This is a genomic window from Streptomyces sp. NPDC002776, from assembly GCF_053592195.1.
Genome location: NZ_JBSFVG010000014.1, coordinates 40,989 through 62,776 on the forward strand (window position 1 = coordinate 40,989; position 21,788 = coordinate 62,776).

Here is a 21,788-nt window from a genome sequence, read left to right on the forward strand (position 1 = left end):
CAGCACGCTTCGCAGTCTTAGTCACAGCTGCACTTCACCCGGTCCGGGGCCTTGGCGCCGGACCGGGTTTCGTGCTGCCGATCAGGCGTAGTCCCCCACCAGCTCGGCGCCGGTGGTGTGCTCGCCGCGGTCGGTGATCTCACCCGCGACCCAGGCCTCGACCCCGCGGTCGGCGAGCGTCGTCAGAGCGGCGTCCGTCGACTCCTCCGGCACGATCGCGATCATGCCGACGCCCATGTTCAGGGTCTTCTCCAGCTCCAGACGCTCCACCTCGCCGGTCCTGCCGACCAGGTCGAACACCGGGGCGGGGGTCCAGGTGGCGCGGTCCACGATCGCGTGCAGCCCGTCCGGGATCACCCGGGCCAGGTTGGCGGCGAGGCCGCCGCCGGTGATGTGCGAGAAGGCGTGCACATCGGTGGTCCGGGTCAGCGCCAGACAGTCCAGCGAGTAGATCTTGGTGGGCTCCAGCAGTTCCTCGCCGAGGGTGCGGCCGAACTCCTCGATCCGCGCGTCCAGGGCGAGCCCGGCCTGGTTCAGCAGGACGTGCCGGACCAGCGAGTACCCGTTGGAGTGAAGACCGGAGGCCGCCATGGCGATCACGGCGTCACCCTTACGGATGCGATCGGGGCCGAGCAGCCGGTCGGCCTCCACGACGCCCGTACCGGCGCCGGCGACGTCGAAGTCGTCCGGGCCGAGCAGACCGGGGTGCTCGGCGGTCTCGCCGCCGACCAGGGCGCAGCCGGCGAGGACACAGCCCTCGGCGATGCCCTTCACGATGGCGGCGACCCGCTCGGGGTGGACCTTGCCGACGCAGATGTAGTCGGTCATGAACAGCGGCTCGGCGCCGCACACCACGATGTCGTCCATGACCATGGCGACCAGGTCGTGGCCGATGGTGTCGTAGACGCCCATCTGCCGTGCGATGTCGACCTTGGTGCCGACGCCGTCCGTGGCGGAGGCGAGGAGGGGACGCTCGTAGCGCTTGAGGGCGGAGGCGTCGAAGAGGCCGGCGAAACCGCCGAGGCCGCCGAGGACCTCGGGGCGCTGCGTCTTCTTCACCCACTCCTTCATGAGCTCGACGGCGCGGTCGCCCGCTTCGATGTCGACGCCCGCGGCCGCGTAACTGGCACCCGTGCCGGGGGACGGAGTTCCCAAATGAGACACAGCAGACATGTGGTGAGAACTTTCGTGTCGTACGGCAGAACTTAGGGGCGGCGGATCGCGTCCGCGGCGGCCGTGGCGGCGGGCCCTGCGGCCAGCTCGGTCTCCAGCAGCTGCTTGCCGAGCAGCTCGGGGTCCGGGAGATCCATCGGGTACTCGCCGTCGAAGCAGGCGCGGCACAGGTTCGGCTTGGCGATGGTGGTCGCCTCGATCATGCCGTCGAGGGAGATGTACGCCAGGGAGTCGGCGCCGAGGGAGGTGCCGATCTCCTCGATGGTCATGCCGTTGGCGATGAGCTCGGCGCGGGTGGCGAAGTCGATGCCGAAGAAGCAGGGCCACTTCACGGGCGGCGAGGAGATCCGGATGTGGACCTCGGCGGCGCCGGCCTCGCGGAGCATGCGGACCAGGGCGCGCTGGGTGTTGCCGCGCACGATGGAGTCGTCGACGACGACCAGCCGCTTGCCCTTGATGACTTCCTTCAGCGGGTTCAGCTTCAGGCGGATGCCGAGCTGGCGGATGGTCTGCGAGGGCTGGATGAAGGTCCGGCCGACGTAGGCGTTCTTGACCAGGCCCGCGCCGAAGGGGATGCCGGAGGCCTCCGCGTAGCCGATGGCGGCCGGGGTGCCGGATTCCGGCGTCGCTATGACCAGGTCGGCGTCGACCGGGGCTTCCTTCGCCAGCTTGCGGCCCATCTCCACGCGGGAGAGGTAGACGTTCCGGCCGGCGATGTCGGTGTCCGGGCGGGCCAGGTACACGTACTCGAAGACACAGCCCTTGGGCTTCGCTTCCGCGAATCGCGAGGTGCGCAGGCCGTTCTCGTCGATGGCGACGAACTCGCCGGGCTCGATCTCGCGGACGTAGGCGGCGCCGCAGATGTCGAGGGCAGCGGACTCGGAGGCGACGACCCAGCCGCGCTCCAGCCGGCCGAGGACCAGCGGGCGGATGCCCTGCGGGTCCCGGGCGGCGTAGAGGGTGTGCTCGTCCATGAAGACCAGCGAGAAGGCGCCCTGGACCTGCGGGAGGATCTGGTGGGCGGCCGCCTCGATGGTGAGCGGCTTGCCGTCCTCGTCCACCTGGGCCGCGAGCAGCGCGGTCAGCAGGTCGGTGTCGTTGGTCGCCGCCACCCGCGGGGTGCGGCCCTCCTGCTTGGGCAGGTCGGCGACCATCTCGGCGAGCTGCGCCGTGTTGACCAGGTTGCCGTTGTGGCCGAGCGCGATGGAGCCGTGCGCGGTGGCGCGGAACGTCGGCTGGGCGTTCTCCCACACGGAGGCGCCGGTGGTCGAGTAGCGGGCGTGACCGACCGCGATATGACCCTGGAGCGATCCGAGGGAGGTCTCGTCGAAGACCTGGGAGACCAGGCCCATGTCCTTGAAGACGAGGATCTGCGAGCCGTTGCTGACCGCGATCCCCGCGGATTCCTGGCCTCGATGCTGGAGGGCGTAGAGCCCGAAGTAAGTGAGCTTGGCGACCTCTTCGCCCGGAGCCCAGACGCCGAAGACGCCGCAAGCGTCCTGGGGGCCTTTCTCACCGGGGAGCAGATCATGACTGAGTCGACCGTCACCACGTGGCACGTCTCCGAGTGTAGGCGAGATCGACCACTGGTCCGAATTCGCTGGGAGTGGGCTTTCTTACTTCGCACGGGCGACGAGTCCGTCCCCGGAGCTCGCCGTCAGGGTCAGTTCTCCGTCTTTCTGCTGGTAGGACACCTTGCCGGCGAGGATGTCGATCAGCTCCCGCTCCGCCTTCATCACGGGGCCCTCACACAGTTTGCGCGTGGTCGACAGCGGTCCGAAGGCGATGGTGCCGTCCTTGACGGTCGCCTTGCCGCGGAAGGTGTTGCAGCCGAGGCTGCCGCTGGCGCTGCCGTCCTTGCCCAGGGTGAGGTGGGCCTTGGTGCCCTTGGGCAGGGACTGGGCCGTGGCGTCGTCGCCCGTGCCGGAGACCAGGGTGTCGACGGTCCACTTCGTGCCCTTCAGGGGCGGCGCCGGCGTCTCCTTCGCGGCTCCCTCGCGCAGGGTGAGGCTGTCGCCGTCGGCGCGGGTCAGGGTGAGGACCTTGGCCCCGTCCCGCTCCTCGATCTCGGCCTTGAGGGTGCCGGTGAAGACGCTCTGGAACTTCTCCTCGAACACTTGTACGGGCCCGGGGCAGCCGATCTGGGTGGTGGTGAGGTCGGTGATCCGCACGGTGTCGCCGTCGACCGTGACATCGGCACCGAAGTCGTTGCAGCCCACCGTGCCGCCCGACTCTCCGCCGCCCGCGTCCGGCTCGGCGGCGCCGGGCCGGAACAGGATGTGCGCCTCGTCGACCCGGAAGTCCTTCTCCCCCGTCGGCAGCTTGTACTCCTTGCCGTCGACGGTCGCCGTCCGCGGGACCCAGCGGGTGCCCGCGAGGACGTCGGCGGTCGTGGTGCTCTTCTCGCCGTCTCCGACCGCGCCGCTGCCGGAGCCGGACTCCGTGCCGCAGGCGGCCAGCACGGCGGTGCCGGCGAGGCCTGCGGCGGCGTACTTCATACGTGTCGTCCGCTTCATGTCTCTTCGACGTACGAGGCGCCTGTTGGGTTCGCTGTCGTTACCGGTCCGTTGTGTCGTCAGCTCATCAGGGGCAGCAGAGCGGCGAGATCGGCGCGCTCACCACTGGCGCTGACCTTCGCCTCGCGCAGGGCGTCCGGCCACCGCAGCCGCCCGGTCGCGAGCCGGATCCAGGTCAGCGGGTCGGTCTCCACGACGTTCGGCGGGGTGCCCCGGGTGTGCCGGAGGCCCTCGACGCACTGCACGACGGCGTACGGCGGGATCCGCACCTCCGTGGAGCCGCCGGGCGCCTTGGCGGCGAGCGTGTCGGCCAGCAGCCGGGTGCAGGCGGCGAGCGCCTGGCGGTCGTACGGCACGTCGAGTCCGGGCACCGCGGCGTTCAGGTCGTCGGTGTGGACGACGAGTTCGACGGCGCGGGTGACGAGGTAGTCGGCGAGCGGGAGGGCACCGGCGTTGGTGTCGAGCAGCCGGGTGCCGGGGTGGGTGTCGAGCTGCTCGGGGAGGGCGCGCGCGCTGTCGGCGAGATAGGCGCCGAGGTCCGGGTGCTCCTGGACCAGCCGCCGCGTGAAGGCGTCGATGTCCGAGGAGCCGGCGGAGGTCGCGAACACCCAGTCCAGCAGTACGGCGTCCTGTTTCGGCGGCTCCGGCAGCGCGAGGGCGCGCCCGATGCCGGTGAGCGCCATCCCGATGTGCGCGATGAGTTCCCGGACGGTCCACGCGCCGAGCCGGGTCGGCAGCGCGAGCTGTTCGGGCGTGAGGTCGCGCACGGCGTCCTGGACGTGGGCGAGCTGGGCGAAGACCGCGGTGCGGATCTTGGCGGGGTCGTAACTGCGGGCGCGCTTCTTGGCCGGGGGCATGCGATCAAGCGTAGGCAGGGCCGCGGTGAGCCGTGAAGGTCCCGTCCGGCGAGCGGACGGGACCTTCGGGTGGTACGGCCGACTACGCCAGCAGGGCCGGGATCGTCGCCTCGTGGATCTCGCGGAGTTCCGTCAGGGGGAGGGTGAACTCGCCCTGGACGTCGACCGCGTCGCCGTCGACGACACCGATCCGGGTGGCCGGCAGGCCCCGGGCGCCGCACATGTCGGTGAAGCGGAGCTCCTCCGAGCGGGGCACGGCGACGACCGCGCGGCCCGCCGACTCCGAGAAGAGGAAGGTGAAGGCGTCCAGACCGTGCGGGACGATCAGCCGGGCGCCCTTGCCGCCGAGCAGCGCCGACTCGACGACCGCCTGGATCAGACCGCCGTCGGACAGGTCGTGCGCGGAGTCGATCATGCCGTCGCGGGAGGCGGAGATGAGGATGTCGGCGAGCAGCCGCTCGCGCTCCAGGTCGACCTTCGGGGGCAGGCCGCCGAGGTGGTCGTGGATCACCTGGGACCAGGCCGAGCCGCCGAACTCCTCCCGCGTGTCGCCGAGGAGGTAGAGCAGCTGCCCCTCCTCCTGGAAGGCGACCGGCGTACGGCGGGCCACGTCGTCGATGACGCCGAGCACCGCCACGACCGGGGTGGGGTGGATGGCCACCTCGCCGGTCTGGTTGTAGAGGGAGACGTTGCCGCCGGTGACCGGGGTGCCGAGCTGCTGACAGGCGTCCGCCAGACCTCGGATGGCCTCCGCGAACTGCCACATCACCGCCGGGTCCTCGGGCGAGCCGAAGTTCAGGCAGTCCGACACCGCGAGCGGCTTGGCGCCCGTGGTCGCCACGTTGCGGTAGGCCTCCGACAGCGCCAGCTGGGCGCCCGCGTACGGGTCCAGCTTGGCGTAGCGGCCGTTGCCGTCGGTGGCGATGGCGACGCCGAGGCCGGTCTCCTCGTCGATGCGGATCATGCCGGAGTCCTCGGGCTGGGCGAGGACGGTGTTGCCCTGCACGAAGTGGTCGTACTGCGAGGTGATCCACTTCTTCGACGCCTGGTTCGGGGAGCCGACCAGCTGCAGGACCTGCGCCCGCAGCTCATCCGAAGTCCCGGGCCGCGGCAGCTTGTTGGCGTCGTCGGCCTGGAGCGCGTCCTGCCAGGACGGGCGGGCGTAGGGACGCTCGTAGACCGGGCCGTCGTGCGCGACCGTGCGCGGGTCGACGTCGACGATCTTGCCGCCGTGCCAGAAGATCTCCAGCCGGTCGCCGTCGGTGACCTCACCGATCACCGTGGCGATGACGTCCCACTTGTCGCAGATCTCCAGGAACCGGTCGACCTTCTCCGGCTCCACGACCGCGCACATGCGCTCCTGCGACTCGCTCATGAGGATCTCCTCGGGCGAGAGCGTGGAGTCGCGCAGCGGTACGTCGTCCAGGGTCACGCGCATGCCGCCGGAGCCGTTCGACGCCAGCTCCGACGTGGCGCAGGACAGGCCCGCGGCGCCGAGGTCCTGGATGCCGACGACCAGCTTCTCCTGGAACGCCTCCAGGGTGCACTCGATGAGGAGCTTCTCCTGGAAGGGGTCGCCGACCTGGACCGCGGGGCGCTTGCTCGGCTTGGCGTCGTCGAAGGTCTCGCTCGCCAGGATCGACGCGCCGCCGATGCCGTCGCCGCCGGTGCGGGCGCCGTACAGGATGACCTTGTTGCCCGCGCCGGACGCCTTCGCGAGGTGGATGTCCTCGTGCCGCATCACACCGATGGCACCGGCGTTGACCAGCGGGTTGCCCTGGTAGCAGGAGTCGAAGACGACCTCGCCGCCGATGTTGGGCAGGCCCAGGCAGTTGCCGTAGCCGCCGATGCCGGCGACGACGCCCGGCAGGACGCGCTTGGTGTCGGGGTGGTCGGCCGCGCCGAAGCGCAGCGGGTCCACGACCGCCACCGGCCGCGCGCCCATCGCGATGATGTCGCGCACGATGCCGCCGACGCCGGTGGCCGCGCCCTGGTAGGGCTCCACGTAGGAGGGGTGGTTGTGCGACTCGACCTTGAAGGTGACCGCGTAGCCCTGGCCGACGTCGACGACACCGGCGTTCTCGCCGATGCCGACGAGCATCGCGTCGGACTCGGGGGCCTTCTCGCCGAACTGGCGGAGATGGACCTTGGAGGACTTGTACGAGCAGTGCTCGGACCACATGACCGAGTACATGGCGAGTTCGGCACCGGTGGGCCGGCGGCCGAGGATTTCGACCACGCGCTCGTACTCGTCCTTCTTCAGGCCCAGTTCGGCCCAGGGCAGCTCGACGTCGGGGGTCGCGGCCGCGTGCTCGACCGTGTCCAGAGGCGTCCGGCTCATGCGTTGACCAGCTTCTTGAGGATCGAGGTGAAGAAGGGGAGGCCGTCGGTGCGGCCGGTGCCGATGAGCGGCTCCGTGGCGTGCTCCGGGTGCGGCATCAGGCCGACGATGTTGCCGGCCTCGTTGGTGATGCCGGCGATGTCACGGAGCGAGCCGTTGGGGTTGACGTCCAGGTAGCGGAAGACGACCCGGCCCTCGGCCTCCAGCTTGTCGAGCGTGTACTCGTCGGCGACGTAGCGCCCGTCCATGTTCTTCAGCGGGATGTGGATCTCCTGGCCGGCCGTGTAGTCGGCGGTCCAGGCGGTGTCCGCGTTCTCCACCCGCAGCTTCTGGTCGCGGCAGATGAAGTGCAGGTGGTCGTTGCCGAGCATCCCGCCGGGGAGCAGGTGGGCCTCGGTGAGGATCTGGAAGCCGTTGCAGATGCCGAGGACCGGAAGGCCGGCCTTCGCCTGCTCGATGACCGTCTCCATCACGGGCGAGAAGCGGGAGATGGCGCCGGCCCGCAGATAGTCGCCGTAGGAGAAACCGCCGGGCAGCACCACGGCGTCGACCTGCTTGAGGTCCTTGTCCTTGTGCCACAGGGCGACCGGTTCGGCACCCGCGAGGCGGATCGCGCGCTGGGTGTCCCGATCGTCGAGACTTCCCGGGAAAGTGACGACGCCAATACGAGCGGTCACTTCGCCGCCTCCGCGACTTCCTCCACCTTGACGGTGAAGTCCTCGATCACCGTGTTGGCGAGGAAGGATTCCGCAAGGTCGTGGATGCGGGCGAGCGCGGCCTCGTCGACCGGCCCGTCAACTTCGAGTTCGAATCGCTTTCCCTGACGGACGTCCGAGATGCCTTCGAATCCCAGCCGCGGCAGTGCGCGCTGCACCGCCTGGCCCTGGGGGTCGAGGATCTCCGGCTTGAGCATGACGTCGACTACGACGCGTGCCACGTGCACTCCCGGTGGTGTGGTGCTGAGCAGGTTCCTGCAGTGGTTTCAGACTACCCGCACAAAATTTCTACGCGCGTCGACTTGTAGGAATCTACGTGATGGCCATCACGAACAGGCGGAAGAGCGCGGTACCGGGAAAAGTTCAGCGAAAGATCCGAGATCGTCACCCGATACCTATTGCGCTCGGACACGCGGGAGGATTTAGTCGGGCTTCCCAATGCATTGTCGGGCACTGTACAAATGAATTGTCAGCCGTGCCGTACGAAGGGACCAATTTCGTGGCGCAGAAGGTCGTGGTCACCCTCTTTGACGACATCGACGGCTCGGAAGCGGCGGAAACGATCGCCTTCGGACTCGACGGCAAGTCGTACGAGATCGACCTGAACGAAGCGAATGCCGAGAAACTGCGTAAGGCGCTCGAGCCGTACGTGGAGGCCGGCCGCAAGCGGTCGCGCTCCGGCAAGGCCTACCGGCAGACCGAGGTCGCCCCGGACCCGGCGGCCGTCCGGGCCTGGGCGCAGGCCAACAAGATGGACGTACCGGCGCGCGGCCGGATCCCCAAGAAGGTCTACGAGGCGTTCGCCGCCGCGCAGTGACCTCCCGGGCACCGTCCTCAGGGTGCGTCAGCGGGCCCTGAGGACAACCGACTTGCGCGACACCCCTCCCGATCAGCTAGAGTCTGGAGCACGCCGCCGGGCGGGGCCGAAAAGCCCAGCTCACGGAGTACATGCGGGTGTAGTTCAGTAGTAGAACATCCCCCTTCCAGGGGGAAGGCGCAGTGTGCAATTCCTGTCACCCGCTCTGCATCGCCGTACCGGGCATCCTTCGGGATCAGGTAGGCTGGTGCCCGCGCCGATCGGTGAGAGCCGGTCGGAGGCAATGCGGACGTAGCTCAGTTGGTAGAGCGCAACCTTGCCAAGGTTGAGGTCGCGAGTTCGAGCCTCGTCGTCCGCTCAGGAATCAGGCCCCGGTCCATCGGACCGGGGTCTTTTCGTGTTTCCCCCGCTTCTGACATTTGTCATGCCGGGTGATGACAGCCCGCACTGCCGGGCCGCCGCGGGCGCCGGGACGCTGAAGTCATGGACAGGAACGAACGCGAACACGTGATTGAGGTCACCGACCTGCGGCGTGTGTACGGGGGCGGGTTCGAGGCGGTGCGCGGCATCACCTTCTCGGTGGCCCGCGGCGAGATCTTCGCGCTGCTCGGCACCAATGGCGCGGGCAAGACCTCCACCGTCGAACTGCTGGAAGGGCTCGCCAAGCCCGCCGAGGGGCGCGTCCGGGTGCTCGGGCACGATCCCTACGCCGAGCGGGCCGTCGTCCGGCCGCGCATCGGGGTCATGCTCCAGGAGGGCGGGTTTCCGTCCGAGCTGACCGTCGCCGAGACCGCCCGGATGTGGGCCGGGTGTGTCAGCGGCGCGCGGCCGGAGGGCGAGGTGCTGGCGCTGGTCGGGCTCGGTCGGCGGGCCGGGGTGCGGGTCAAGCAGCTCTCCGGGGGCGAGCGGCGGCGCCTGGACCTGGCGCTCGCGCTGATCGGGGACCCCGAGGTGCTGTTCCTCGACGAGCCGACCACCGGACTCGACGCCGAGGGCCGCCGGGACACCTGGGAACTGGTGCGCACCCTGCGCGAGCGGGGCACGACCGTGCTGCTCACCACGCACTACCTGGAGGAGGCGGAAGGCCTCGCCGACCGGCTGGCGATCCTGCACGAGGGGCGCATCGCGGCGGCCGGCACCCCGGCCGAGGTGACCGCGAGCCGGCCCGCCCGGATCTCCTTCGAGCTGCCGGACAACTGGTTCCTGGGCGACCTCCCGCCCCTGGACGAGCTGGGCGTGACCGGGCACGAGGTGGACGGCCGGGTCCTACGGCTGCGCACCCACCAGCTGCAGCGGGCCGCCACCGGGCTGCTGGGCTGGGCCGACCGGGCCGGGGTGGAGCTGCGGCGGCTGGATGTGCGGTCGGCGTCACTGGAGGAGGCGTTCCTGGGCATCGCCCGGGAGGCGTCCGAGTCGAAGGAGTACGCGGCATGAGCGAGCCGATGGTGATGTCGACCCCGGCACGGCGGGTGGCGGCGCTGGCGCGGGCGGAGCTGACCCTGTTCGGGCGCAGCAAGGGCATGATCGTGGCGGCCGTGTTCGTGCCGCTGGTGCTGCCGTTCACCGTGCGGGCGGCGGTGGAGGACATGGATCTCGCCGAGCACGGGCTCGACGTGGGGAAGGTGCTGCTGCCGGGGGCGATCGGCTTCTCGCTGCTGTTCGCGGTGTACTCGGCGCTCATCGGCGTCTTCGTCGGCCGGCGCGAGGAACTCGTCCTGAAGCGGCTGCGCACCGGCGAGCTGCGCGACCACGAGATCCTCACCGGGGCCGCGCTGCCGCTGCTGGCCGTCGGCCTGGTGCAGGCCGTGGTCCTGGTGGCCGGCTGCACGGCCCTGCTGGACGTGGCCGCCCCCGAGGCGCTCCACCTCGCTGTCGCCGGCTTGCTGCTCGGCCTGGTGATGTGTGCGGCGCTGGCTGCCCTGACGGCCGCCTTCACCCGGACCGTGGAGAGCGCGCAGGTCACCTCGCTGCCCCTGGTGATGGTCTCCATGGTGGCCTCCGGGATCGCCGTCCCGCTGGAGCTGCTGCCCGACTCGATGGCCTCGGTGTGCGCCCTGCTGCCGCTCAGCCCCGTGATCACCCTGGTGCGCGGCGGCTGGACCGGCTCCCTGTCGGCGTACGAGACGCTGGGCGCCCTGCTCACCGCGCTGGCCTGGACCGCTCTCGCGGTGTTTGCTGTAGGGCGGTGGTTCCGCTGGGAGCCGCGGCGCTGACGTACGGGAAGAGCGGGGAGTGGCGCGTGGCGGGGGGATGGTGGCGGGGCAAGAGCACGCCCGCGAAGGTCGAGACGTACACGCGCTGGTCGTTCCACTTCTTCGGGCTGGCGGAGATCTTCTCCGTCGGTCTCGCCGCCTTCGGCCAGGCCGGTACCGCGGTCGGCGGCTGGCTGCTGCTCGTGGTGTGCTCACACGCGGCGCTCACCATGCTGACCGCATCCCGGGCCCTGGACTGGACGCGCGGGCGGCGGGACCAGCCGGTGCGGCTGATGTGCACGCTCGCCGCCGCCACCGCGGTGATCGCCGTGGCCGCGCTCGCGCTCGTCCAGCACGGGCCCGAGGGCAAGGACGTCGAGACCGCGGCGGGTGCCGTCTTCGCCGGTGTCACCGCCTTCGGGGCGGGCACCATCGCGCTCGGCGTCCGGGAGCGCCGCCGGGTGCTCGCCGTCGTCGGCGGCTTCGCCGCGGGCGCCTGGGCCGTCACCTGGCCGCTCGGACTGCCCACCGCGGAGGGCCTGGTCACCGCGCTGGTGGTGCTGCTCGGCGGCGGGTTCATCGCCTTCACCTCCGCCTTCTCCGTCTGGCTGCTGGATGCCGTCTACGAACTCGACGAGGCCCGCGAGACCCGCGCCCGGCTGGCCGTCGCCGAGGAACGGCTGCGGTTCGGACGTGACCTGCACGACGTCATGGGCCGCAATCTGGCCGTCATCGCCCTCAAGAGCGAGCTGGCCGTCCAGCTCGCCCGGCGCGAACGCCCGGAGGCCGTGGACCAGATGATCGAGGTGCAGCGCATCGCGCGGGAGTCGCAGCGCGAGGTGCGCGATGTCGTACGGGGCTATCGCGAGGCCGACCTCGGGGCCGAACTCGCCGGTGCGCATGGGGTGTTGACGGCGGCCGGGATCTCATGCGAGGTGAGCGGGCCGGTGGCGGGGCTGCCGGCCGAGGTGCAGTCGGCGCTCGGGTGGGTGGTCCGGGAGGCCACCACGAATGTGCTGCGGCACGGGAACGCGGAGCGCTGCGGGGTGTCCGTGCGGGTGCGCGAGGGGTGTGTGGTGCTGACGGTGGAGAACGACGGGGTCGCCGGTCCCGTCCCGCAAGGTGGCGGCTCGGGGCTGGCCGGGCTGCGCGAGCGGCTCGCCGCCGTGGCGGGGACCTTGGAGGCGGGGGCCGAGGGAGGCGTGTTCCGGGTGGTCGCCGAGGTGCCGTTGAAGGAGGTGGCGGCGTGAGCGAGAAGGTGCGGGTGCTGCTCGCCGACGACGAGCATCTGATCCGGGGCGCGCTGGCCGCGCTGCTCTCGCTGGAGGACGACCTGGTGGTCGTCGCCGAGGCGGCGTCCGGTCCCGAGGCGCTCGCGATGGCCCGCGCCCACGCGCCCGACGTGGCCGTACTCGACCTGCAGATGCCCGGCGCCGACGGTGTGAAGGTCGCCACATCCCTGCGGACGGAACTGCCGTCCTGCCAGGTCATGATCGTGACCAGCCATGGCCGCCCCGGGCACCTCAAGCGGGCACTTGCGGCGGGTGTGCGCGGGTTCGTCCCCAAGACCGTCAGCGCCCAGCGGCTCGCCGAGATCATCCGCACGGTCCGTGCCGGAAACCGCTATGTGGACCCCGAGTTGGCCGCCGACGCGATCTCCGCCGGGGACTCGCCGCTGACCGCGCGGGAGGCCGAGGTGCTGGAACTGGCCGCCGACGGCGCGCCCGTGGCGGAGATCGCGGAGCGGGCCGCGCTGTCCCAGGGGACCGTGCGGAACTATCTCTCCTCGGCCGTCTCCAAGCTCGGGGCGGAGAACCGTCATACGGCGGTGCGTCTCGCCCGCGAGCGGGGTTGGGTATAGTTGCTCTCGCGCCACGGCGCACTGCGGACGTAGCTCAGTTGGTAGAGCGCAACCTTGCCAAGGTTGAGGTCGCGAGTTCGAGCCTCGTCGTCCGCTCTCTGTGAGAGGCCCCCCGGTTTTCGCCGGGGGGCCTCTTCTTTTGCCTCGTCTACGCCCAGCTCGTGCCGGTCAGACGCTCGTACGCCTCCACGTACTTGGCGCGGGTGGCGTCCACCACCTGCTGCGGCAGCGCCGGCGGCGGCTGCTCGCTCCTGCGGTCCCAGCCGGACTCCGCGGAGGTCAGCCAGTCACGGACGTACTGCTTGTCGTACGACGGCTGCGCGCGGCCCGGCTCCCACCGGTCCGCCGGCCAGAAGCGGGAGGAGTCCGGGGTGAGGACCTCGTCGGCGATGACCAGGGTGTCCCCGTCGAAGCCGAACTCGAACTTGGTGTCCGCGAGGATGATGCCGCGCTCGCGGGCGATGTCCCGGCCGCGGGAGTAGACGGCGAGGGTCGCCTGGCGCAGCCGGGCGGCGGTGTCGGCGCCGACCTGGCGGGCGACCTCCTCGTACGAGACGTTCTCGTCGTGCTCGCCGACCTCGGCCTTGGTGGCCGGGGTGAAGATCGGGGCGGGCAGCTCACTGCCGTCGACCAGGCCCTCGGGGAGGGCGAGGCCGCAGACCGTGCGGGTGTCGTTGTACTCGGCCAGGCCGGAGCCGGTGAGGTAGCCGCGGGCCACGCACTCCACGGGGACCATCGTCAGCGACTTGCAGACCAGGGTGCGGCCCGCCCAGTCGGCGGGAGCGCCCGGCGGGAGTTCGGTGCTCAGCACGTGGTTGGGGACCAGGTCGGCGAGCTGGTCGAACCACCACAGGGAGAGCTGGGTGAGGACGCGGCCCTTGTCGGGGATCTCGGTCGGGAGCACCCAGTCGTACGCGGACAAGCGGTCGCTGGCGACCATCACGAGGTCGCCCGCCTCGTTCCGGTACAGGTCGCGCACCTTGCCGGTGTGCAGATGCACCAAACCCGGAACCTCGATCGGTTCGGGCTTTTCTACAAATCCGGACACGGTTCCTCCCCGTGGTTGAAAACAAAGGGATGCCCGCAGGGCTCGAACAGGGTGGGGTGGGAGACGGGCGGGCCAAGGGCTCGATTGTCCCGTATGAGGGGTCTGACCTTGGACCGGGGGTCGGTGGGGGCCTGCGGGCCGGGTCAGTCGTGCTTGCAGATGCGGTCCAGGAGGTTGGCCGTGGCGCGCTGGACGCGGGGGTCCACATGGCCCGGGCGGTCCAGGGCGGGCGACCAGGCGAAGGTGCCGGAGGCGAACACCAGGGCGCCGGAGGGGGCGCGGTACAGGGACGTCTCCTGGTGGCGGAGGGCTCCCTCGCCGTCGGTGTACGGGGAGTGCGCCAGCAGGATGCGCTCCTCGTGCTCGGGCAGCGCGGTGCGCGGGAAGTAGCGGTCGGCCTCGCCCGCGACGAGTCCGGCGAGCGCGTCACCCTCGTGGGCGCCGGTGGCGTCCCACAGCCAGTGGTCGGCGTTCCGGACGATCAGCGGGTGGGGCTCGGGGACCCGGCCCGCGTACTGGATGCCGATCAGCTGCTGCTCGGGGCGGTCGATCTCGCGCCACAGGACCGGCTTGCCGGGGCCCTTGCGTTTGCGGCAGGTCAGCAGGCGGTCGGGGACGCCGGACGGGGACGGGCCCAGCTCCACCTGCCAGTACATGGTGTTGGCGGAGAGGAACACCAGCGAGGTGCCGTGGTCGCGGGCTCGCTCGACCGTGCGGCGCATGGGCGTCGACCAGTACTCGTCGTGGCCGGGGAAGACCAGGCCACGGTAGCGGGTGGAGTCGATGTGTCCGGCGTGCAGATCGCGGGCGTCGGCGTAGGCGAGGTCGTAGCCGTAGCGCTCGGCGAAGCGGATGAAATCGTAGGCGTGGCCCACGTGCAGGGGGAGGCCGGCGCCGGCGTAGGGGCGATCGAAGGAGACGGTCGTCGCGGCGTCCGACTCGCCGAGCAGCCGGCCGTGCTCGTCCCAGGCGTGGTACAGGCTGGCGCCGGTGCGGCCGTCCTCCGGGTAGAGGTTGTACGCCTGCCAGGTGACGTCGGGCAGCAGCAGGAGCAGATCGGCCGGGTGGTTGTCCCGGATGGTGAACGGGATGTGGGAGCGGTAGCCGTCGGCGGTGGTGAGCACCGCGACATAGGCGCCGATGCTCCAGTACGAGGGGATCTGCAGCCGCCAGGACAGCCACCAGTGGTGGCAGGAGACCGTGCGGTCGGCGGCCAGCGGCGGGGGCTGGACGATGCCGGACAGCCGAGGGCTGGTGGTGATCTTGGCGGCGCCGTCTCCGCCGTAGTGGCCGATGCGGTAGACGTCGACGCTGAACTGCTGGGGCGGGTCGACCGTGATGTGGAAGTCGACGGCCTCGCCCGGGGCGACCGCGCCGGTGGAGGTGAAGCCCTTGATCTGGCGGTGGACGTCGTCCGCCGAGCGGGGGCCCTCGGTGGGGCGGGGCGAGCGGGTGCCGGAGGTGGTGCGGGGGGCGGGGACGCGGGGGGCGCCCGAGGCGCCCGGGGGGGCCGGAGCGGCCGGTGCGGCCGGTGCGGCCGGTGCGTCCTGGGGCGTGTCCACGTACCAGGGGACCACCTGGCCCGTGTCGTCGAAGTACGTCTCCGTGCCACGGAGCCAGGGGACGGGGCCCTGGCCGAAGGGGTCCGTGACGGCGTGCGCAAGTGCTCCCGACTCCCAGCGGCGGATCTGCTCCGACCCCATGGTCGCTCCCCTCCCTCTTGCCCCCGTGGTCTGTGTGTGTGGTCTGTGCGTCTGTGTGTGTGGTCTGTGGCGTCTTCGTGACGGTCGTATGTCGCAAGCCCTTGCCGTGGGCGCGATCGGTCCCAGCACATCACATTGCGCACGCATGCTGTCACTAGTCGTTGCGAATTGGCCGAAAGTGGAATGCGGAGTTCCGCTTGAGGGGCGCGCTGTGGCTCGGGGCTGGCGGGCTCGGGGGCCGTCAGACGAGGCGTACCGGCTTTTCCGGGCGTATGCCGGATTCGATCAGCCATTCCTTCAAGGGGGCCGGGTCGCCCTCCTCGATGAGGCTGAGGACGCGGGGGGTGAGGTCGGCGGCGCGTTCTCCGTTGACCAGGAGGGTGGGGCCGTCGAGCCAGTCCAGGCCGGGGGTGGCGCCCGCGGTGTCCATGGCGGCGCAGCAGACCATCGCGGTGACGTGGTCCGCGAGCAGCTCCCGCGGGGAGCGCGGAGGCTGGAGCGGGAAGAGGGGCAGGGTGCCGTCGTCCCAGAGTGCGGTGTCGGGGGCGGGGGCGGCGGGGCTCGGCGGGACCGCGGATTCCTCGCGGGCGAGTTCGGCGGTGAGGCCTGCGGCGAGGGCGGCGGAGCGCTCGGTGTCGGTGGGGTCTTCCGTGTCGGTGGGGTCTTCCGTGTCGGTGGGGTCTTCCGTGTCGGTGGGGTCTTCCGTGTCGGTGGGGTTTTCCGCGTCGGTGGGGTCTTCCGCGTCAGCCTCGGGCTCGTCCTCGGGTGTGGGGGACGTCTGCGGGGCCGACGCGGGGGTCGGGTCCTCCGGCGTGGGGGGCGACTGGGGGGTCGACGCGGGGGCCGACGCAGGTGTCGGGTCTTCCGGCGCGGTTCGTTCCTCCGCCGCCGCAGGGTTCATCGGCGCGGTTCGCTCATCCGGCGCCGGAGCAGGGTCCTCCGGCGTCGACAAGTGGTCGAGTACGCGGGACAGCGTCGGGCCGTCCGTCCGGGGGTTGGGGCGGCGGACGCCGAGGGCGTCGAGGACTCGGTGGAGGCGGGCCGCGTCCGTACGCCATTTGCGGTCGACCACCTCCTCCGGGTACTCCTGCCAGCCGACCGGGGACCAGTCCGGGCCCGATTCCGCCGGGCCGCCGTGGAACAGCCGCGCGGCCAGCAAGGATGCCGCCTCGTCCACCGCGCCCGGTTCCTCCAGGAGGTCGCACGCTGGGCGTTCGCCCAGGCGGGAGGCGAAGCCCTCGGCCAGCCGGTCCCGGCGGGAGAGTTCCGTGAGGGCGGCCACCACTCCCGCGTCCAGGCGGGACGGCCAGCGGCCCATCCGCCAGGCGGGGAGGGCCACCCGGGTCAGCAGTCGGTCCCAGCCCGCGTAGGCCAGGCCCACCTGTTCCTGGGCGACGATGCGCAGTCCGTAATCCACAGCCTGTGCACGCTCCGCCGCCGCCGCGGCCACCCCTCGCTCCATCTCCGCCGCGTGCTCCCGGCAACTGCTCAGCAGCAGGCGGGCCACCTTGCCGACGCCCGCCAGCACCGCGCGCGAGAGAGGACCGCGGTTCGGGGCCGACGCCACTGCCACCGCCGCGTCCAGGCCCCGTACGAAACGGCGGGCCGCGGCTATGTCGGGGTGCGCCGAGGGGCCCGTACCGGCCACCACCGGGGCGAGGACGGCTCGCAGCTCGCCCACCCGCATCCACCACAGGAACGGCGATCCGATGACCAGCACCGGGGCCGCCGAGGCTCGGCGGTGCGGGCCACGCAGGCCGCTCGTGAGCTCGTCCCCGTGCTCGCGCGGGGGCGGGCCGTGGGCCGGGTGGGTGCGATCCTCCAGCCAGCTGTCGCAGTCCGGGGTCAGCGCTATCGCGGAGGGCGCGGGCACGTCCAGGCGGTCGGCCAGGTCGCGCACCATCCGGTACAGATCGGGGGCCGACTCCTCCGCGATCGCGACCGTCGGACTGACGGCCGGCCGGGAGCGGGCCACGACCAGTGCGATCCCGCCCGCCGCCAGCAGTACGAGCACGGCGACCCAGCTCACGGCCCAGCGGGCCGTATCCCAGCCGGAGCCCACGAGGTGGCCGGTGGAGCCACCGGCCAGCAGCACCACGGCGGCCGCCGCGGGCAGCAGCGCGACCGCCACTGCCCGGCTACGGATCCGCAGCACGGCCAGCGCCCGGGAACGCGCGGCCTGTGCGCCTGCCTCCACACCCATACCGGTCACGACCGGACCTCACCCCCTCCCCCATGCGCGGGCCGTCAAGGCTGCGCTGCCTGTCCCACCTGTCCTGGCTTTGGTCACTCCCCCACTGTGGCACCCGTCACTGACATCGCAATGCCGGTGGGCCAAGTGCCGGAACGCTTGCGCCGCACCATAGTTGGGGGCCCGGCCTCCGTCAGCCGGATGGGGCATCGGTCACTCGATGGAATGGCTCTGGGGAAAGCTGGATGACGGACAGCAAGGATCAGGCCCCAGTTCCTGAGACGGATCCGGGGCCTGCGGGGTTCATCGGGAGGGCCTGCGGGCCCCTTTGTTCACTCGACTTTGCTTACTCGACCTTGCTCACTCGGCCTTGCTCACTCGGCGGCCGCCTTCGCCGCGATGTCCGTGCGGTGCTGGGAGCCGTCCAGGCCGATGCGGGCCACCGCCCGGTACGCGCGCTCCCGGGCCGCGGCCAGGTCCTCGCCGGTCGCCGTGACCGACAGGACGCGACCGCCCGCGCTGACCACGGCGTCGCCGTCGGTACGGGTACCGGCGTGCAGGACGTAGGCGTGCGGGGCGTCCTGCGCCGCGACCTCGTCGAGGCCGGTGATCGGGTCGCCGGTGCGCGGGGTGCCGGGGTAGTTGTGCGAGGCGATGACCACGGTGACCGCGGCATCGGCGCTCCAGCGCAGCGGCGGCAGAACGGCGAGTTCGCCCTTGGCGGCGGCCAGCAGGACCCCGGCGAGCGGCGTCTTGAGACGCGCCAGTACGACCTGGGTCTCCGGGTCGCCGAAGCGGGCGTTGAACTCGATCACCCGCACTCCGCGCGAGGTGATGGCGAGACCGGCGTACAGCAGCCCGGAGAACGGCGTGCCGCGGCGCTGCATCTCGTCGACGGTGGGCTGGAGAACGTTCTCCAGGACCTCCTCGACCAGCTTCGGGTCGGCCCACGGCAGCGGGGAGTACGCCCCCATGCCGCCGGTGTTCGGCCCCTCGTCACCGTCGAGGGCCCGCTTGAAGTCCTGGGCGGGCTGGAGCGGGAGGACCGTCTCGCCGTCGGTGATGGCGAAGAGGGAGACCTCGGGGCCGTCGAGGAACTCCTCGATGACCACGCGCTCGCAGGAGTTGGCGTGCGCCCGCGCGGCCTCCAGGTCGGCGGTCACGACGACGCCCTTGCCGGCGGCGAGACCGTCGTCCTTGACGACATAAGGGGCGCCGAAGGCGTCGAGGGCCTCGTCGACCTCCTCCGGCGTCGTGCAGACGTAGGAGCGGGCCGTCGGGACGCCGGCCGCCGCCATCACGTCCTTCGCGAAGGCCTTGGAACCCTCGATCTGGGCGGCCTCCCCGGAGGGGCCGAAGACCGGGATGCCCGCCTCGCGCACGGCGTCGGCGACACCGGCGACCAGGGGTGCCTCCGGGCCGACCACGACCAGGTCGGCACCGAGCCGGATGGCCAGCGCCGTGACGGCGGCGCCGTCCAGGGCGTCGACCTGGTGCAGCTCGGCGACCTCGGCGATGCCGGCGTTGCCGGGGGCGCAGTGCAGCGCGGTGACGTCGGGGTCGAGGGACAGGGAGCGGCACAGGGCGTGTTCGCGGGCGCCGCTGCCGATGACGAGGACCTTCACGGGGTCAGCCTAACCGCAGCCGGGGTGGCCGGTTTGTGCGGGCTGCTGAAGGAGGGCGGGAGCGGGGGTTGTGGGTTCCTACGAAGTCCCGCCAAGTCCCGCCAAGTCCTACGGAGAGGATCGGCTCGCGGGTGCTCGACCTACTCGTTCGTGAACTCCTCGACCACCGTCGCGCCCAGCTCGCGGACGAGCAGGTCGTAGCCGGAGAGGGCCGATTCGTTGAGGTCCGGGTCGTCGTCCTCGGGGATGTCGTCCTCGATGGACACGGGGGGCCGGGGCGGGGGCTCCGGGGCGGAGGGCTGCGGTACGGGAGCGGCGGCGGGCGTCGGTCTCGACGGGGCCGACTGTGCCGAGGCCGAGGAGGCGGGCGCGGGGGTGGGCTGGGGAGGTGCCGGGCGGCTGGGGGTCGCCGCGGCACCACCGCCGCCGTAGCCGCCTCCGCCGTAGCCCGAGGAACTGCCCTGCGGAGGGGCGGAGCCGCCGCCTCCGGACGGGTCGACGATCGCCTCGACCTTCCACTGGACGCCGAACTGCTCCACGAGCGCCTGGCGCAGGACGTCCTCGCTGCCGCTGGTCGTGAAGTTGTCGCGGGCACCGGCGTTGACGAAACCGAGCTGGAGGGTGGTGCCGTCGAAGCCGGTCACCTGGGCGTTCTGGCTGAGCAGGATCCAGGTGAAGCGGCGGCGGTTCTTGACGGCCTCCAGGATGTTCGGCCAGAGCGTGCGGGGGTCGAGGCCGCCGCCACCGCCGGTGCTGGGAGCGGCGGGGGTGGGCTGGGGAGCAGGGGCCTGTGCGGGGTTGCTCGGAGCGGAGGGTGCGGGAGGGGGGCTTGGGGCCGCGGTGGGCGTGGTGGCCGGGGTCGCGGTGGGCGTGGTGGTGGGCCAGCCGCCGGGGCGGCGGCCGCTGCCGAGGGTGGTGGCGGTGGGCCAGGCGCCGGGGGCGGGTGCCGGGGCAGCGGGGGTCGGGGTGGGCTCGGCGGCCGCCGGAGGCTGGTGGGCCGGAGCGGGCTCGGTGGACGGCTCGGGTGGGGTCTGCGGGGCGGACGGAGCCTGTGGGGCCGGGGCTCCCCCTCCCCGTACCGCCGCGCGGGCCGCTGCCGGGCCGCCGACGGGCGGAACCGCGGCCGAGTGACCGGGCCCCTGGACCTGCGCGGGGGCCTGGGCCTGCACCTGCGCGGGGGGCTGCTGGGCGTGGGCCTCGGGTCCGGGGACGTACCCCATCGCGGGAGCGACGGCGCTCCCGGAGAAGTTCACGCCGCGCTCGAGCCGGTCCAGCCGGGCCATGACCGAGCGCTCGTCCCCGTACGCGGCGGGGAGCATCACGCGGGCGCAGATCAGTTCGAGCTGGAGTCGCGGCGAGGTGGCGCCCCGCATCTCGGTGAGGCCGTCGTTGACGAGGTCGGCGGCGCGGCTGAGCTCGGCGGCGCCGAAGGTGCCGGCCTGGGCCTGCATGCGCTCCAGCACATCCGCGGGGGCGTCGATGAGCCCCTTGTCCACGGCGTCCGGGACGGCGGCGAGGATCACGAGGTCCCGCAGCCGCTCCAGCAGGTCGGCGACGAAGCGCCGGGGGTCGTTGCCGCCCTCGATGACACGGTCGACGACCTCGAAGGCGGCGGCGCCGTCGCCGGTGGCGAAGGCCTCGACGACGGAGTCGAGGAGCGAGCCGTCGGTGTAGCCGAGGAGGGAGGTGGCCATGGCATACGTCACACCCTCCTCCCGCGCCCCGGCGAGCAACTGGTCCATGACGGACATGGAGTCACGCACGGATCCGCCGCCGGCGCGCACGACGAGCGGGAGGACGCCTTCCTCTACGGGGATGTTCTCGCTCCCGCAGACCTCGGCCAGGTACTCCCTGAGGGTGCCCGGCGGCACGAGCCGGAAGGGGTAGTGGTGGGTCCGCGACCGGATCGTCCCGATGACCTTCTCGGGCTCGGTGGTGGCGAAGATGAACTTCAGATGCTCCGGGGGCTCCTCGACGACCTTGAGCAGGGCGTTGAAGCCGGCCGACGTGACCATGTGGGCCTCGTCGATGATGTAGATCTTGTACCGGCTGGAGGCGGGGCCGAAGAAGGCCTTTTCCCGCAGCTCACGGGCGTCGTCCACACCGCCGTGCGAGGCGGCGTCGATCTCGATGACGTCGATGGAGCCCGGGCCGTTCCTCGCCAGGTCCTGGCAGGACTGGCACTCCCCGCACGGGGTGGGGGTGGGACCCTGCGCGCAGTTCAGGCAGCGGGCGAGGATCCGGGCGCTGGTCGTCTTTCCGCATCCGCGCGGGCCGCTGAACAGGTACGCGTGATTGACCCGGTTGTTCCGCAGCGCCTGCTGCAACGGGTCGGTGACATGCTCCTGCCCGATGACCTCGGCGAACGACTCCGGGCGATAGCGGCGGTACAGCGCGAGAGACGACACGCATACGAGGTTATAGGCGCCCACTGACAACCCGGCCCACGGGAACGCAAGCGCCCCCCACGCACCCGCCAGAGCCAACCTACCCTTGCTGCCTTCCGGCCCTGGGGGAGTTCAGTCAGATAGCGCCGCGTGAGGGGCTCCGCACAGAGTACCCGACGTCAGCAGCTCGGATCGAGTTCGCGAGCACCCTTCTCGGTCATGTAATGTTCCTGGCGGAGGATTCGCCTAGAGGCCTAGGGCGCACGCTTGGAAAGCGTGTTGGGGGCAACCCCTCACGAGTTCGAATCTCGTATCCTCCGCCAGTGCCTCACCGGGCACGATGTCGAAGGGCCCCACCGTT

General features: G+C 71.6%; 17 protein-coding genes, 4 tRNA genes and 1 other RNA gene. 9 read left to right on the forward strand and 13 right to left on the reverse strand.

Features of this window, described 5'->3' with window-relative positions; genetic code table 11:
- Positions 1-81: 81 nt before the first annotated feature.
- The 7 genes from purM to purS form a co-directional block, all read right to left on the reverse strand.
- Positions 82-1,173, reverse strand: a complete 1,092-nt coding sequence (gene purM, locus ACWD11_RS25920) for a phosphoribosylformylglycinamidine cyclo-ligase (protein WP_389416467.1) — start codon at positions 1,171-1,173, stop codon at positions 82-84.
- A 32-nt stretch (positions 1,174-1,205) separates the two neighbouring features.
- Positions 1,206-2,732 (reverse strand): amidophosphoribosyltransferase, encoded by a 1,527-nt coding sequence (gene purF, locus ACWD11_RS25925; protein WP_451285809.1) that lies wholly within the window; start codon positions 2,730-2,732, stop codon positions 1,206-1,208.
- 57 nt (positions 2,733-2,789) lie between these two features.
- Complete coding sequence (locus tag ACWD11_RS25930; protein ID WP_451285811.1) at positions 2,790-3,689, reverse strand: META domain-containing protein; 900 nt, start codon at positions 3,687-3,689, stop codon at positions 2,790-2,792.
- A 59-nt stretch (positions 3,690-3,748) separates the two neighbouring features.
- Positions 3,749-4,546: a sterol carrier family protein gene (locus tag ACWD11_RS25935; RefSeq protein WP_451285812.1), complete on the reverse strand. Its 798-nt coding sequence runs from the start codon at positions 4,544-4,546 to the stop codon at positions 3,749-3,751.
- 82 nt (positions 4,547-4,628) lie between these two features.
- A complete protein-coding gene (gene purL / locus ACWD11_RS25940; RefSeq protein WP_451285814.1) occupies positions 4,629-6,887 on the reverse strand; it encodes a phosphoribosylformylglycinamidine synthase subunit PurL in 2,259 nt (752 codons plus the stop codon).
- Positions 6,884-7,564: a phosphoribosylformylglycinamidine synthase subunit PurQ gene (gene purQ / locus ACWD11_RS25945; RefSeq protein ID WP_389416472.1), complete on the reverse strand. Its 681-nt coding sequence runs from the start codon at positions 7,562-7,564 to the stop codon at positions 6,884-6,886. The genes purL and purQ overlap by 4 nt, the downstream gene beginning before the upstream one ends.
- The gene (gene purS, locus ACWD11_RS25950) at positions 7,561-7,824 is read right to left on the reverse strand and encodes a phosphoribosylformylglycinamidine synthase subunit PurS (RefSeq protein ID WP_015659417.1); all 264 of its coding nucleotides are present in this window, start codon (positions 7,822-7,824) and stop codon (positions 7,561-7,563) included. The genes purQ and purS overlap by 4 nt, the downstream gene beginning before the upstream one ends.
- A gap of 278 nt (positions 7,825-8,102) precedes the next feature.
- Between purS and ACWD11_RS25955 the strand changes: the two genes are divergently transcribed.
- The 8 genes from ACWD11_RS25955 to ACWD11_RS25990 all read left to right on the forward strand — a co-directional run bounded on the left by ACWD11_RS25955 (position 8,103) and on the right by ACWD11_RS25990 (position 12,569).
- Positions 8,103-8,420 (forward strand): histone-like nucleoid-structuring protein Lsr2, encoded by a 318-nt coding sequence (locus tag ACWD11_RS25955; RefSeq protein WP_389416992.1) that lies wholly within the window; start codon positions 8,103-8,105, stop codon positions 8,418-8,420.
- Between the two features lie 133 nt (positions 8,421-8,553).
- Positions 8,554-8,625: transfer RNA gene (locus tag ACWD11_RS25960), tRNA-Gly, on the forward strand.
- 80 nt (positions 8,626-8,705) lie between these two features.
- A tRNA-Gly gene (locus ACWD11_RS25965) sits at positions 8,706-8,778 on the forward strand.
- 125 nt (positions 8,779-8,903) lie between these two features.
- Positions 8,904-9,854, forward strand: coding sequence for an ABC transporter ATP-binding protein (locus ACWD11_RS25970; protein WP_451285816.1), 951 nt, complete (start codon positions 8,904-8,906; stop codon positions 9,852-9,854).
- On the forward strand, positions 9,851-10,633 hold the full coding sequence (locus ACWD11_RS25975; RefSeq protein ID WP_389416474.1) for an ABC transporter permease: 783 nt from the start codon (positions 9,851-9,853) through the stop codon (positions 10,631-10,633). Before ACWD11_RS25970 ends, ACWD11_RS25975 begins: the two co-directional genes overlap by 4 nt.
- Entirely contained in the window at positions 10,615-11,862 is a 1,248-nt protein-coding gene (locus ACWD11_RS25980) for a sensor histidine kinase (protein WP_451286008.1), read from the forward strand. The genes ACWD11_RS25975 and ACWD11_RS25980 overlap by 19 nt, the downstream gene beginning before the upstream one ends.
- Positions 11,859-12,473, forward strand: coding sequence for a response regulator (locus ACWD11_RS25985; RefSeq protein ID WP_389416475.1), 615 nt, complete (start codon positions 11,859-11,861; stop codon positions 12,471-12,473). The genes ACWD11_RS25980 and ACWD11_RS25985 overlap by 4 nt, the downstream gene beginning before the upstream one ends.
- A gap of 23 nt (positions 12,474-12,496) precedes the next feature.
- A tRNA-Gly gene (locus tag ACWD11_RS25990) sits at positions 12,497-12,569 on the forward strand.
- Positions 12,570-12,621: 52 nt separating this feature from the next.
- Here ACWD11_RS25990 and ACWD11_RS25995 read toward each other — a convergent pair.
- The 6 genes from ACWD11_RS25995 to ffs all read right to left on the reverse strand — a co-directional run bounded on the left by ACWD11_RS25995 (position 12,622) and on the right by ffs (position 21,590).
- The gene (locus ACWD11_RS25995) at positions 12,622-13,521 is read right to left on the reverse strand and encodes a phosphoribosylaminoimidazolesuccinocarboxamide synthase (protein WP_389416476.1); all 900 of its coding nucleotides are present in this window, start codon (positions 13,519-13,521) and stop codon (positions 12,622-12,624) included.
- Between the two features lie 143 nt (positions 13,522-13,664).
- Positions 13,665-15,224 (reverse strand): N,N-dimethylformamidase beta subunit family domain-containing protein, encoded by a 1,560-nt coding sequence (locus tag ACWD11_RS26000; protein WP_451285819.1) that lies wholly within the window; start codon positions 15,222-15,224, stop codon positions 13,665-13,667.
- 241 nt (positions 15,225-15,465) lie between these two features.
- The gene (locus ACWD11_RS26005; protein ID WP_451285821.1) at positions 15,466-17,436 is read right to left on the reverse strand and encodes a hypothetical protein; all 1,971 of its coding nucleotides are present in this window, start codon (positions 17,434-17,436) and stop codon (positions 15,466-15,468) included.
- A 353-nt stretch (positions 17,437-17,789) separates the two neighbouring features.
- The gene (gene purD / locus ACWD11_RS26010) at positions 17,790-19,040 is read right to left on the reverse strand and encodes a phosphoribosylamine--glycine ligase (protein ID WP_451285823.1); all 1,251 of its coding nucleotides are present in this window, start codon (positions 19,038-19,040) and stop codon (positions 17,790-17,792) included.
- Positions 19,041-19,180: 140 nt separating this feature from the next.
- On the reverse strand, positions 19,181-21,448 hold the full coding sequence (locus ACWD11_RS26015) for a DNA polymerase III subunit gamma and tau (protein ID WP_451285825.1): 2,268 nt from the start codon (positions 21,446-21,448) through the stop codon (positions 19,181-19,183).
- 43 nt (positions 21,449-21,491) lie between these two features.
- An RNA gene (ffs, locus tag ACWD11_RS26020) (signal recognition particle sRNA small type) lies at positions 21,492-21,590 on the reverse strand.
- A gap of 72 nt (positions 21,591-21,662) precedes the next feature.
- Between ffs and ACWD11_RS26025 the strand changes: the two genes are divergently transcribed.
- Positions 21,663-21,750: transfer RNA gene (locus tag ACWD11_RS26025), tRNA-Ser, on the forward strand.
- Positions 21,751-21,788: the final 38 nt, after the last annotated feature.

Coding starts and splice junctions, on each gene's coding strand:
- purM (WP_389416467.1), bottom strand. CDS start 1,173: ATGTCTGCTGTGTCTCATTTGGGAACTCCGTCCCCCGGCACGGGTGCC.
- ACWD11_RS25930 (WP_451285811.1), bottom strand. CDS start 3,689: ATGAAGCGGACGACACGTATGAAGTACGCCGCCGCAGGCCTCGCCGGC.
- ACWD11_RS25935 (WP_451285812.1), bottom strand. CDS start 4,546: ATGCCCCCGGCCAAGAAGCGCGCCCGCAGTTACGACCCCGCCAAGATC.
- purL (WP_451285814.1), bottom strand. CDS start 6,887: ATGAGCCGGACGCCTCTGGACACGGTCGAGCACGCGGCCGCGACCCCC.
- ACWD11_RS25970 (WP_451285816.1), top strand. CDS start 8,904: ATGGACAGGAACGAACGCGAACACGTGATTGAGGTCACCGACCTGCGG.
- ACWD11_RS25975 (WP_389416474.1), top strand. CDS start 9,851: ATGAGCGAGCCGATGGTGATGTCGACCCCGGCACGGCGGGTGGCGGCG.
- ACWD11_RS26000 (WP_451285819.1), bottom strand. CDS start 15,224: ATGGGGTCGGAGCAGATCCGCCGCTGGGAGTCGGGAGCACTTGCGCAC.